Origin of the sequence: Citrobacter sp. ABFQG (genome assembly GCF_004322975.1) — a bacterium.
Taxonomy (GTDB): domain Bacteria; phylum Pseudomonadota; class Gammaproteobacteria; order Enterobacterales; family Enterobacteriaceae; genus Citrobacter; species Citrobacter freundii.
This window is the reverse complement of sequence record NZ_CP036435.1, coordinates 4719439-4731019: the sequence shown is the minus strand read 5'-3', so window position 1 is coordinate 4731019 and position 11581 is coordinate 4719439. Positions and strand designations below refer to the sequence as shown.

The 11581-nt window shown below is 52.2% G+C and carries 13 protein-coding genes; 9 read left to right on the top strand and 4 right to left on the bottom strand.

Translation table 11 applies throughout. From position 1 onward, the window contains the following. Positions 1 to 41: 41 nt before the first annotated feature. Positions 42 to 785, top strand: a complete 744-nt coding sequence (locus WN16_RS23185; RefSeq protein WP_032937431.1) for an SDR family oxidoreductase — start codon at positions 42 to 44, stop codon at positions 783 to 785. Positions 786 to 879: 94 nt separating this feature from the next. Here the strand turns inward: WN16_RS23185 and bglA are convergent, their stop codons facing one another. Both bglA and WN16_RS23175 read right to left on the bottom strand, forming a co-directional pair. Then, positions 880 to 2313 (bottom strand): 6-phospho-beta-glucosidase BglA, encoded by a 1434-nt coding sequence (bglA, locus tag WN16_RS23180; protein ID WP_044700805.1) that lies wholly within the window; start codon positions 2311 to 2313, stop codon positions 880 to 882. A 120-nt stretch (positions 2314 to 2433) separates the two neighbouring features. Further along, on the bottom strand, positions 2434 to 3162 hold the full coding sequence (locus tag WN16_RS23175) for a MurR/RpiR family transcriptional regulator (protein ID WP_003838265.1): 729 nt from the start codon (positions 3160 to 3162) through the stop codon (positions 2434 to 2436). A gap of 52 nt (positions 3163 to 3214) precedes the next feature. Here WN16_RS23175 and yqfB point away from each other — a divergent pair, with 52 nt between their 5' ends. Further along, positions 3215 to 3526 carry a N(4)-acetylcytidine aminohydrolase gene (gene yqfB, locus WN16_RS23170; RefSeq protein WP_044700802.1) on the top strand — a complete coding sequence of 104 codons (312 nt, stop codon included), beginning with the start codon at positions 3215 to 3217 and terminating at the stop codon, positions 3524 to 3526. A 162-nt stretch (positions 3527 to 3688) separates the two neighbouring features. Further along, a complete protein-coding gene (locus WN16_RS23165; RefSeq protein WP_003838267.1) occupies positions 3689 to 4348 on the top strand; it encodes a hemolysin III family protein in 660 nt (219 codons plus the stop codon). 93 nt (positions 4349 to 4441) lie between these two features. Here the strand turns inward: WN16_RS23165 and ygfZ are convergent, their stop codons facing one another. After that, the gene (gene ygfZ / locus WN16_RS23160; RefSeq protein ID WP_003026944.1) at positions 4442 to 5422 is read right to left on the bottom strand and encodes a tRNA-modifying protein YgfZ; all 981 of its coding nucleotides are present in this window, start codon (positions 5420 to 5422) and stop codon (positions 4442 to 4444) included. 256 nt (positions 5423 to 5678) lie between these two features. On the opposite strand from ygfZ, the gene sdhE reads away from it, so the two are divergent. Further along, positions 5679 to 5945 carry an FAD assembly factor SdhE gene (gene sdhE, locus WN16_RS23155; protein WP_003026938.1) on the top strand — a complete coding sequence of 89 codons (267 nt, stop codon included), beginning with the start codon at positions 5679 to 5681 and terminating at the stop codon, positions 5943 to 5945. Next, positions 5926 to 6333 carry a protein YgfX gene (locus tag WN16_RS23150; RefSeq protein WP_003026936.1) on the top strand — a complete coding sequence of 136 codons (408 nt, stop codon included), beginning with the start codon at positions 5926 to 5928 and terminating at the stop codon, positions 6331 to 6333. The genes sdhE and WN16_RS23150 overlap by 20 nt, the downstream gene beginning before the upstream one ends. Before the next feature lie 44 nt (positions 6334 to 6377). Here the strand turns inward: WN16_RS23150 and fldB are convergent, their stop codons facing one another. Continuing rightward, positions 6378 to 6899, bottom strand: coding sequence for a flavodoxin FldB (gene fldB, locus WN16_RS23145; protein WP_003026933.1), 522 nt, complete (start codon positions 6897 to 6899; stop codon positions 6378 to 6380). Positions 6900 to 7012: 113 nt separating this feature from the next. On the opposite strand from fldB, the gene xerD reads away from it, so the two are divergent. The 4 genes from xerD to prfB all read left to right on the top strand — a co-directional run bounded on the left by xerD (position 7013) and on the right by prfB (position 11575). Next, positions 7013 to 7909: a site-specific tyrosine recombinase XerD gene (gene xerD, locus WN16_RS23140; protein ID WP_003026928.1), complete on the top strand. Its 897-nt coding sequence runs from the start codon at positions 7013 to 7015 to the stop codon at positions 7907 to 7909. A gap of 23 nt (positions 7910 to 7932) precedes the next feature. Then, positions 7933 to 8646, top strand: coding sequence for a bifunctional protein-disulfide isomerase/oxidoreductase DsbC (dsbC, locus tag WN16_RS23135; protein ID WP_003026923.1), 714 nt, complete (start codon positions 7933 to 7935; stop codon positions 8644 to 8646). Between the two features lie 5 nt (positions 8647 to 8651). After that, positions 8652 to 10385 (top strand): single-stranded-DNA-specific exonuclease RecJ, encoded by a 1734-nt coding sequence (gene recJ / locus WN16_RS23130; RefSeq protein ID WP_044700800.1) that lies wholly within the window; start codon positions 8652 to 8654, stop codon positions 10383 to 10385. 91 nt (positions 10386 to 10476) lie between these two features. Continuing rightward, positions 10477 to 11575, top strand: a protein-coding gene (prfB, locus tag WN16_RS23125; RefSeq protein WP_096878465.1) for a peptide chain release factor 2 whose coding sequence is annotated in 2 segments (ribosomal slippage) — positions 10477 to 10551 and positions 10553 to 11575 — 1098 coding nt in all. Because the reading frame shifts where the segments join, the coding sequence is not laid out codon by codon here. The last annotated feature ends 6 nt before the right edge of the window (positions 11576 to 11581 follow it).

Below are 11581 nucleotides of genomic sequence, written 5' to 3'. Positions count from 1 at the left end.
TTAAAGGCGCTTCGGCGCCTTTATTTTTTGGGAGAAACGTTATGGCTATAGCATTGGTGACGGGCGGCAGTCGTGGCATTGGTCGAGCAACCGCGCTGCAACTGGCGCAAGAGGGTTACACGGTCGCCGTGAATTTTCATCACAATATTCGTGCGGCAACCGAGGTGGTGAACAACATCGTCGCTGCAGGCGGTAAAGCATTTGCTTTGCGTGCGGATATCAGTGATGAAAGCCAGGTGGTGGCAATGTTTGAGTCTATTGACCGTGAAGGCGAGCAACTGACTGCCCTGGTGAATAATGCCGGGATCTTGTTTGAGCAAAGCACGGTCGAAAACTTAACCGCCGAACGAATTAATCGCGTACTGGCAACCAACGTTACCGGCTATTTTCTGTGCTGTCGGGAAGCGGTAAAGCGCATGTCGTTCAAGCACGGCGGTCAGGGTGGATCGATTGTAAATGTCTCTTCGGCGGCATCGCGGCTTGGTGCGCCATTCGAATATGTTGATTACGCGGCCTCGAAAGGCGCTGTGGACACGCTCACCACCGGCCTGGCGCTGGAGGTTGCGGCGCAAGGGATCCGCGTAAACTGCGTGCGACCAGGTCTTATCTACACTGAAATGCACGCATCAGGCGGCGAGCCGGGAAGAGTCGATCGCGTGAAATCACTGTTGCCTATGCAGCGTGGCGGGCAGCCGGAAGAAGTCGCGCAGGCAATTACCTGGCTGTTGAGCGAGAAGGCATCTTACGTAACGGGCAGTTTTCTGGAACTGGCAGGCGGGAAGTAGGGATTTAATTGCCGGATAGCGCTGCGTTTATCCAGCCTACGGGAGTATAACCTGTAGGCTGGATAAGGCGTTTACGCCGCCATCCGGCAAAAAATTACAGATTCTCGCCGTTGCTGGCAATCACCGCTTTATACCACTCAAAACTCTTCTTTCGTGAACGCGACATATCGCCGGTGCCGTCGTCATGTTTGTTCACGTAGATAAAGCCGTAACGTTTGCTGTACTGACCGGTGGTAAACGACACGCAGTCGATGCAACCCCATGGCGTGTAGCCCATCAGGTCTACGCCATCATAGGTCACCGCTTTCATCATTTCTTCGATGTGGGCGCGCAGATAGTCGATGCGATAGTCGTCGTTGATGCTGCCGTCTTCTTCTACTTTGTCATAAGCGCCAAACCCGTTTTCAACGATAAACAGCGGCTTCTGGTAGCGTTCATACAGCTCACATAAGGCATAGCGTAGACCGACGGGGTCAATCTGCCAGCCCCAGTCGGAGGCTTTTACGTGCGGGTTCGGTACGCTGCCCTCAAAACCAGAAATGGCATCGCCGCTGCCGCCTTCCGCTTTTACCGCGTTGGTCATGTAGTAACTGAATCCGAGATAGTCACAGGTGCCTTCACGCAGGATTTGCTCATCGCCGGCTTCTATTTGGATGTTGAATTCGCGGCGTTCCCACTCGTTCAGTACATATGATGGATAGTAGCCGCGCAGCTGAACGTCAGTGAAAACGTAGCGCTCACGCATCGATTCCTGCGCGAACATTACATCCTCAGGCTTACAGGAGAACGGATACAGTGGCACCATCGCCAGCATGCAGCCGACTTTCATTTCCGGGTTGATGCGACGTGCCGCCTTTACCGCCAGCGCGCTGGCCACGAACTGGTGATGCAGCACCTGGTACATAGTCTCTTCAGGGTTTTCATGCTCGGTATACACCACGCCGGAGCAGCAATAGCCAAACAGCGGCGCGCGCCAGTTACGCTGGTTGTTGATCTCATTGAAGGTCATCCAGTATTTGACCTTGTGCTTATAGCGCTCAAAAACGACTTCAGCAAAACGGACAAAGAAATCGACGACTTTACGATTGGTCCAGCTACCGTACTGTTGAACCAAGTGCAGCGGCATTTCAAAGTGGGAAAGGGTGATGACTGGTTCAATGTTGTACTTCAGCAGTTCATCGAACATGTCGTCGTAGAACTTTAGCCCTTCTTCATTCGGTTGGGTTTCGTCCCCTTTGGGGAAGATACGGGTCCAGGCGATTGAGGTACGGAAGCATTTGAATCCCATCTCGGCAAACAGCTTGATGTCTTCTTTGTAATGACTGTAAAAATCGACAGCTTCGTGGTTGGGGTAGTACTTACCGGACTCAACTTCCTGAGTGATTTCTCGCGGAACGCCGTGTGCCCCTCCGGTCAGTACGTCGCAAATGCTGGGGCCTTTGCCACCTTTGTTCCAGCCGCCTTCAACCTGGTGCGCCGCAACCGCGCCGCCCCATAAAAAATCTTTTGGTAAGGTAAGTTTTTTCATCTGCGCTCAGTCTCAAATTAATACAATCTGATTTTGAGTCTAACAAAGGAAAGATAAATGTCACGATATAACAAAATAGCGTAAATGTGATTTGTTACATCAAAAAAACAGATTGTTTTTTTACGCTATTCTTTTCGCCAGCTTGCGACCGAGTGATTCCAGAATATAAATAACGGGGATCTGCGTGGTTATATCGTATACCCCGGCAATACGTGTTTGTGGAACATGCCAGGAGAGGTTAAAGTCGGCGAGTTTCGCCAGGCGAGAGTGTTCATGGCTGGTGACCGACAGAACCTTACAGTTGTGCAGACTGAACTGGCTGGCAAAGCGCAGGATCTCTTCTGTTTCACCAGATACGGAAAGCACGATCGCCAGCGCGTTTCTGGCCATGTCGTTAGTGACCGGGAAATAAGGATCGTCAATGTGATTACTGAATTTACCGACGTTTGAGAAAAAACGTGCGCCATATTTTGCCAGCGCTCCAGACGTTCCTGCTCCGACGAATATAATACGTTCGGACGATAATATAATATCAACAGCCTGATCGAGCAGTTTATCGAATTCGTCGTTATTGACGCCTTTAAAGAAACTGATAATTTCGCTGGCACCGAAATTAGCCTGTTGCGGTTCATTCTGCTCTAAATATAATTTGAAGCGCACGCGAAATTCTGAGTAACCCTCACATTTAAGCTTGCGGCAAAAGCGCAGTACGGTGGTAGTGGAAACACCCACGGCATCGGCCAGTTCGCGAATGGTCATGTACATGACTTTGTCACGGTTTTTGATGACATAGTTGTAGACCAACATCTCAAGATTGTTGAGACTGGCGATGGCAGCGTGGGAGAACATACTCACAATGGCAAAACTCACTCATCAGACTTCATCTACAGGGAATAATAACATGCAGCCAAATGACATCACTTTTTTTCAGCGTTTCCAGGATGACATTCTGGCCGGACGCAAGACCATCACCATTCGTGACGAGTCCGAATCACACTTCAAAGCCGGGGACATTTTACGGGTTGGGCGCTTCGAAGATGACGGTTACTTCTGCACGATTGAGGTTGTTGGCACCTCAACCGTCACGCTGGCTACGCTAACGGATAAACATGCCCAGCAGGAAAACATGACGCTTGAAGAACTTAAACATGTGATTGCCGAGATTTACCCGAATCAGACGCAATTTTATGTGATTGATTTTAAATGCCTTTGATTTAAAGAAACATCTGTTAGTTGAAAAACTACTTACAATACAATGATTTTAAAGGATTAATATTAATGTGATATTTATTTTAGCTAACAGGTGTTCACTGGAACCATTCTCAGTTACGCTAGAGGCGCAATAACGAAAGTGTTCGTTTCTGGGGAGTAACTTATGGTTCAGAAGCCATTAATCGCGCAGGGATATTCGTTGGCAGAGGAAATAGCCAATAGCATCAGTCACGGTATCGGGCTGGTGTTTGGGATTGTCGGACTGGTGTTATTACTGGTCCAGGCAGTAGATACCAACGCCAGCGCTATGGCCATTACCAGCTATAGCCTGTACGGCGGCAGCATGATCCTGCTGTTCCTCGCCTCAACTTTGTATCACGCGATCCCCCATCAGAGAGCGAAAATCTGGCTGAAAAAATTTGACCACTGTGCGATTTATCTGCTGATTGCCGGGACCTACACGCCATTCCTGCTGGTGGGGCTTGATTCGCCGCTGGCACGTGGACTGATGATTGTTATCTGGAGCCTGGCGCTGATCGGTATTTTATTCAAACTGACCATTGCGCACCGATTTAAGGTTCTGTCGCTGGTAACCTACCTGACAATGGGCTGGCTATCGCTGATTGTGGTGTATCAACTGGCGGTTAAGTTGGCAGCGGGAGGCGTGACGTTGCTGGCTGTTGGCGGTGTGGTGTATTCCCTGGGCGTTATTTTCTACGTCTGTAAGCGCATTCCTTACAACCATGCGATCTGGCACGGCTTTGTGCTGGGCGGCAGCGTTTGCCACTTCCTGGCGATCTATCTCTACGTTGGTCAGGCGTAATCATTGACGCCGGATGGAGGCTAGTGCCTTATCCGGCCTACAAAACAAAAGCCAGCATGCCTGATAGACGCATCGCAATCAGGCATTATTCATTTACTCTTCCAGCGAATACGGCAGCGGTACGATTTGCAGCGTTTTTGCGTCGTCACGAACGCGGAACACGCTGTCGGCCTCCATGTCGTTATTCATCACAACCTGCACCAGTACCTGACCATCGGCCAGTTTTACTGCGGCAAGTACGGTACCGGTACGACGCCAGTTCTCGCCCATTTTTAATTCAAGGTCTTCGCCAGCTTCCGGTACTCGACCGGCGGCACCCGCCAAAGTCCACATGGCGCGTTTATTGGCTCCGCGGAATTTTGCACGAGCAACCATTTCCTGACCGGTGTAGCAGCCTTTTTTAAAGCTGATCCCGCCCAGAGCCTGCAGATTGGTAGCCTGTGGAATAAACTGTGCACTGTTGGCTGTATCAATAACGGGGATACCCGCTTCGATATCCAGCGCCAGCCACTGCTGGCTGTTATTTAACTCTGCTTCGCCACGCAGCTTTTCAACCAAGGTTTCTGCTGTGGTGGCATCAACGATCAGCAGAAAACGTTCAGCAGGGTGTTCGAACCACAATACCGTGGAGGCACCTTCGGTAATGACCTGCTTATCACTGTTCGGTAATTCGCTAAAGAGATTGGCCAGCGCTGCACGTGCCTGGAATCCCGCTACGCCCAGCAGGACACGCTCGTCATCCGGGGCAATCGCCACCTTCGAGAAGACCGCGTATTTTTTCAGCTCGGTGAGCTGCGCATCACGCAGGCTACGGCGCTCAAGCCATGCAAAACCGTCACCCTGTCGGAACAGACGCAGGTTGCTCCACATTTTACCTTTGGCGTCACAATGTGCAGCTAACAGGTGCTGATGCTCGGTCATCTGGCTGACATCCGCCGTGACCTGACCCTGAATATACTTCTCACTGTCGACACCGGTGATGGTGGCGAGCGCCCAGTCATCGAGCGTCATTAGCGTCAGAGGCAAACGCGTTGACGCGAAAGGCTGGCGAGGAGGAAAAGATGTAAAAGCCATAATAATGTCCTGATTTGCTTAACGCAGTGATAATGACTAATGGTAAAAGAGCTATGGCCCATTGCAAGCGGTTTAAACAGGCTATTTGTGCCATATATTGCGCTTTGCGAGGAAACATCAAAAAATGGTGAATCCTTTGGCTTAATAAGGTTTTATTTAGCGAGCGAGCTTCAGTTTACTGATATTCCCGTAAAAGAGCGGGAAAAACACGTTACAATAGCGGGATACTTCGTTTTCGCGAGACAGGGAGAAGAACATGGATATTAACAACAAAGCACGTATTCATTGGGCATGCCGCCGCGGTATGCGCGAGCTGGACATCTCGATCATGCCGTTTTTCGAACATGAATATGACAGCTTAAGTGACGAAGAAAAACGTATCTTTATCCGTCTGCTAGAATGTGATGATCCAGATTTATTTAACTGGTTGATGAATCATGGGAAACCAGCTGATGCTGAGCTGGAGCAGATGGTGCGACTTATCCAGACACGGAATCGGGAACGTGGTCCAGTGGCAATCTGATTTACGCGTATCATGGCGCGCGCAGTGGCTTTCACTGCTAATTCATGGGCTGGTCGCGGTGTTTATTTTATTGATGCCCTGGCCATTGAGCTACACCCCATTATGGCTGGTTTTGCTCTCTCTGGTGGTATTCGATAGCGTTCGCAGTCAGCGTCGAATCAACGCCTGTCAGGGTGAGATTCGGCTGTTGATGGATGGTCGTCTGCGCTGGCAAGGGCAAGAGTGGTCTATCGTTAGCGCCCCCTGGATGGTTAAAACAGGCATGATGCTGCGTTTGCGCTCTGATGCCGGAAAACGTCAACATTTGTGGCTGGCGGCAGACAGTATGGATGATGCTGAGTGGCGGGATTTACGGCGGTTGATGCTGCAAAAGGCGAAGCAGAAGTAGTACTGACGGTAAGGTTGCGACCTTAGCCGTCAGTCGGCAGAAATTCAGGACCAGTGCTCGGCCATTTCGCCAAGAATTTGCTCGCACCAGGCCTGAATGCGTTCATCGCTGAGATCGTACTGGTTCGTTTCATCCAGCGCCAAACCAACAAACAGCTGCCCATCGGCAATGACGGGTTTATCGCTGGTGAATTCGTAGCCTTCGGTGGGCCAGTAGCCGACAAACTTTACACCTTTGGTGATCAGTTTATCGTGCAACATACCCAGCGCATCCAGGAACCATTCACCGTATCCCAACTGATCGCCCATACCGTAAAGCGCGACAATCTTTCCTTCCAGGTTGAGGTCGTCCAGTTGCTCCCAGACCGCTTCCCAGTCCTCCTGAATTTCACCGAAATCCCAGGTTGGGATGCCCAAAATGAGCACGTCATACTGCTCCATTAGGGTCGGGGAATCGTCTTTGAGGTTGTGCAGTGTCACCAGTTCGGGACCCAGGATATCGCGGATTTTTTCTGCTGCCATTTCGGTGTAGCAGGTGCTGGAACCGTAAAAAAGACCCATGTTCATGACGTAAACATCTCAATTCTGCTGTAGCGTTGCGGGTAGTGTAACAGAATCGCCGCAATCCCGGCACAATGAGGCATAATGCATCAAAAATGAGAGTGGAATAAGGGGCGCGAGTGGAACAGGATCTGGCGCGCATCGAGCAGTTTCTTGATGCCCTGTGGCTGGAACGAAATCTGGCGGAAAACACATTAAGTGCGTATCGTCGCGATCTGACCATGCTTGTGGAATGGTTACATCACCGCGGCGCTTCGCTTGCGACCGCGCAAAGTGATGATCTGCAAGCCTTGCTGGCTGAGCGGATGGATGGAGGGTATAAAGCCACCAGTTCTGCACGTTTGCTCAGTGCGACGCGACGTTTTTTTCAGCATCTGTACCGCGAAAAATATCGCGAAGATGACCCCAGCGCCTCGCTTGCATCACCTAAACTTCCGCAGCGTCTGCCCAAAGATCTCAGCGAAGCGCAGGTAGAACGACTGCTGCAGGCGCCGCTTATCGATCAACCGCTGGAGCTACGCGACAAAGCCATGTTGGAAGTGTTGTATGCAACGGGTCTGCGCGTGTCTGAACTGGTAGGACTGACGATGAGTGACGTCAGCCTGCGTCAGGGCGTGGTACGGGTGATCGGTAAAGGTAACAAAGAGCGCCTTGTCCCGTTGGGAGAGGAGGCAGTGTACTGGCTGGAAACATACCTGGAGCATGGGCGTCCATGGTTGCTCAACGGCGTATCGATTGATGTGCTGTTTCCTAGTCAGCGGGCGCAACAGATGACCCGTCAGACCTTCTGGCATCGTATCAAACACTATGCTGTGTTGGCGGGAATCGACAGCGAAAAGCTGTCACCGCACGTCCTGCGGCACGCATTTGCCACGCATCTGCTCAACCATGGCGCAGATCTGCGCGTGGTGCAGATGCTACTGGGGCATAGCGATCTCTCGACAACGCAAATTTATACTCATGTCGCAACGGAGCGCTTGCGGCAACTACATCAACAGCATCACCCGCGAGCGTGAGTGCTGACAGGATAGGATAGGCTATGAAAAAACGTTTTATGATGTTCACCCTGCTGGCGACGGCGTTTTCCGGCATGGTACATGCAGACGACGCGGCAATTCGCCAGTCATTAGCAAAGCTGGGTGTGCAGAGCACCGAGATTCAACCTGCTCCGGTTGTGGGCATGAAAACCGTACTGACCAATAGCGGCGTGCTGTACGTAACTGAAGACGGTAAACATATTATTCAGGGACCGATGTATGACGTGAGCGGCGCAAGTCCGGTGAACGTCACCAACCAACTGCTGATGAAGCATCTGAACGCGCTGGAAAAAGAGATGATCATCTACAAAGCGCCGCAGGAAAAACACGTCATTACTGTTTTCACCGACATCACTTGTGGTTACTGCCACAAGCTGCATGAAGAGATGAAAGATTACAATGCGTTGGGGATCACCGTACGTTATCTGGCCTTCCCACGTCAGGGGCTGGACAGCCAGGCTGAGCAGGACATGAAGTCTATCTGGTGTGCTAAGGACAAAAACAAAGCCTTTGATGACGCGATGACTGGCAAGGGTGTAAAAGCGGCGACCTGTGATGTGGATATCGCTAACCACTATGCGCTGGGCGTACAGTTTGGCGTCAGCGGTACACCGGCGATTGTGCTGAGCAATGGCTATGTCGTACCTGGTTATCAGGGCCCGAAAGAGATGAAAGAATTCCTCGACGCACATGCAAAACAAACCAGCGGTAAATAATTCGCGTGAAACAACAGATACAACTTCGTCGGCGTGAGGCCGACGAGACCGCCGAGCTACCTGCCGACTTGCCGCCACTGCTGCGCCGTTTATACGCCAGCCGTGGTGTACGTAGCGCGCAGGAGCTTGAGCGTAGCGTGAAAGGCATGCTGCCGTGGCAACATTTGAACGGCGTCGAAAAAGCGGTTGAGATCCTCTACAACGCCTTTCGCGAAGGAACCCGAATCATCGTTGTCGGCGATTTTGACGCTGATGGTGCGACCAGCACGGCGCTAAGCATCCTGGCGATGCGTGCGTTGGGCTGCAGTAACGTTGACTACCTGGTGCCAAATCGTTTTGAAGACGGTTATGGTTTAAGCCCGGAAGTCGTTGATCAGGCCCATGCCCGGGGCGCTCAGCTGATTGTCACCGTAGACAACGGCATCTCGTCTCACGCAGGTGTCGAACATGCCAGAACGTTGGGGATCCCGGTCGTTGTGACCGATCACCACCTGCCAGGGGATACGCTGCCGGGCGCAGAGGCAATCATTAATCCTAACCTGCCCGACTGTGAGTTCCCGTCGAAATCGCTGGCAGGCGTTGGTGTAGCCTTCTATCTGATGCTGGCGCTGCGTACTTTCCTGCGTGACAAAGGCTGGTTTGATGAACGCGGCATTGCACCGTCGAACCTGGCGGATTTGCTCGATCTGGTTGCACTTGGCACGGTGGCGGACGTGGTCCCGCTGGATGCCAATAACCGTATTCTGACGTGGCAAGGCTTAAGCCGCATTCGTGCCGGAAAGTGCCGCCCTGGTATTAAAGCGCTGCTGGAGATTTCCAATCGCGACCCCCTAAAGCTGGCAGCCAGTGATTTAGGTTTTGCCCTGGGGCCACGGCTGAATGCGGCGGGCCGTCTGGACGATATGTCCGTTGGTGTGGCGCTGTTGCTGTGCGACAACATTGGCGAAGCGCGTGTGCTGGCCAATGAGCTGGATGCGCTCAACCAGACGCGCAAAGAGATCGAGCAGGGTATGCAGGCCGAAGCACTGACCTTGTGTGAAAAGCTGGAACGCAGTAGCGATACACTACCGGGCGGCCTGGCAATGTATCATCCCGAGTGGCATCAGGGCGTTGTGGGGATTCTGGCATCGCGTATTAAAGAGCGATTCCATCGTCCAGTGATAGCGTTTGCCCCGGCAGGTGACGGTACTCTCAAAGGGTCCGGGCGTTCGATTCAGGGGCTACACATGCGCGATGCGCTGGAGCGCCTGGACACCCTTTATCCGGGCATGATCCTCAAGTTTGGCGGTCACGCCATGGCGGCGGGTTTATCGCTTGAAGAGGCGCAGTTTGAGCGTTTCCAGCAGCGTTTTGGCGAACTGGTAACCGAGTGGCTGGATCCTGCCTTACTGCAAGGTGAAGTGGTGTCGGATGGCCCACTGAGCGCGGCGGAGATGACCATGGAGATCGCACAAATGCTGCGCGATGCCGGACCGTGGGGGCAAATGTTCCCGGAACCGCTGTTTGACGGGCATTTCCGTTTGCTCCAGCAGCGTCTGGTCGGTGAGCGTCATCTGAAGGTGATGGTCGAGCCCGTGGGCGGTGGTCCGCTGCTGGACGGTATTGCGTTTAATGTCGATACCACCTGCTGGCCGGACAACGGCGTGCGCGAAGTTCAGCTTGCCTACAAACTGGATATTAACGAGTTTCGCGGCAACCGCAGCTTGCAGATTATAATCGACAATATCTGGCCACTTTAGCGTCACTAATCGCTATAAAAAAGGGCGTGGATTAGTTACAATCCCGCTCTTATCACCGCATTTTGACTAGTCCAATAAAAGAAATCAGACAATGTTTGAAATTAATCCGGTAAATAACCGCATTCAGGACCTCACGGAGCGCTCTGACGTTCTTAGGGGGTATCTTTGACTATGATGCCAAGAAAGAGCGTCTGGAAGAAGTAAACGCCGAGCTGGAACAGCCGGACGTGTGGAACGAACCCGAACGCGCTCAGGCGCTGGGCAAAGAGCGTTCCTCCCTTGAGGCCATCGTTGATACGCTCGATCAGATGAGCCAGGGCCTGGAAGATGTCTCCGGCCTGCTGGAACTGGCTGTAGAAGCCGACGACGAAGAAACCTTTAACGAAGCCGTAGCAGAACTCGATACGCTGGAAGATAAGCTGGCCCAGCTGGAATTCCGTCGTATGTTCTCCGGTGAATATGACAGCGCGGATTGCTATCTCGATATTCAGGCAGGTTCTGGCGGTACGGAAGCGCAGGACTGGGCAAGCATGCTGATGCGCATGTATCTGCGTTGGGCTGAAGCGCGCGGCTTTAAGACTGAAATCATTGAAGAGTCTGAAGGTGAAGTCGCGGGTATTAAATCCGTGACCATCAGAATTGCTGGTGAATATGCTTACGGTTGGCTGCGTACTGAAACCGGCGTACACCGCCTGGTACGTAAGAGTCCGTTCGACTCCGGCGGACGTCGCCATACGTCGTTCAGTTCGGCGTTTGTTTATCCGGAAGTTGACGATGATATTGATATCGATATCAACCCGGCGGACCTGCGTATCGACGTTTACCGTGCCTCCGGTGCAGGCGGTCAGCACGTTAACCGTACGGAATCTGCGGTGCGTATTACCCACATCCCGACCGGGATTGTGACGCAGTGTCAGAACGACCGTTCCCAGCACAAGAACAAAGACCAGGCCATGAAGCAGATGAAAGCGAAGCTTTATGAACTGGAAATGCAGAAGAAGAATGCCGAGAAACAGGCGATGGAAGACACCAAGTCAGATATCGGCTGGGGTAGCCAGATTCGTTCTTATGTCCTTGATGACTCCCGCATCAAAGATCTGCGTACCGGGGTTGAAACCCGTAACACGCAGGCGGTGCTGGATGGCAGCCTGGATCAATTTATCGAAGCAAGTTTGAAAGCAGGGTTATGAGGAACC

What these genes read in the sequence shown, in the direction of transcription:
- WN16_RS23185 (WP_032937431.1), top strand. Translation starts at nt 42, where the DNA reads ATGGCTATAGCATTGGTGACGGGCGGCAGTCGTGGCATTGGTCGAGCA.
- bglA (WP_044700805.1), bottom strand. Translation starts at nt 2,313, where the DNA reads ATGAAAAAACTTACCTTACCAAAAGATTTTTTATGGGGCGGCGCGGTT.
- WN16_RS23175 (WP_003838265.1), bottom strand. Translation starts at nt 3,162, where the DNA reads ATGTTCTCCCACGCTGCCATCGCCAGTCTCAACAATCTTGAGATGTTG.
- yqfB (WP_044700802.1), top strand. Translation starts at nt 3,215, where the DNA reads ATGCAGCCAAATGACATCACTTTTTTTCAGCGTTTCCAGGATGACATT.
- WN16_RS23165 (WP_003838267.1), top strand. Translation starts at nt 3,689, where the DNA reads ATGGTTCAGAAGCCATTAATCGCGCAGGGATATTCGTTGGCAGAGGAA.
- ygfZ (WP_003026944.1), bottom strand. Translation starts at nt 5,422, where the DNA reads ATGGCTTTTACATCTTTTCCTCCTCGCCAGCCTTTCGCGTCAACGCGT.
- sdhE (WP_003026938.1), top strand. Translation starts at nt 5,679, where the DNA reads ATGGATATTAACAACAAAGCACGTATTCATTGGGCATGCCGCCGCGGT.
- fldB (WP_003026933.1), bottom strand. Translation starts at nt 6,899, where the DNA reads ATGAACATGGGTCTTTTTTACGGTTCCAGCACCTGCTACACCGAAATG.
- dsbC (WP_003026923.1), top strand. Translation starts at nt 7,933, where the DNA reads ATGAAAAAACGTTTTATGATGTTCACCCTGCTGGCGACGGCGTTTTCC.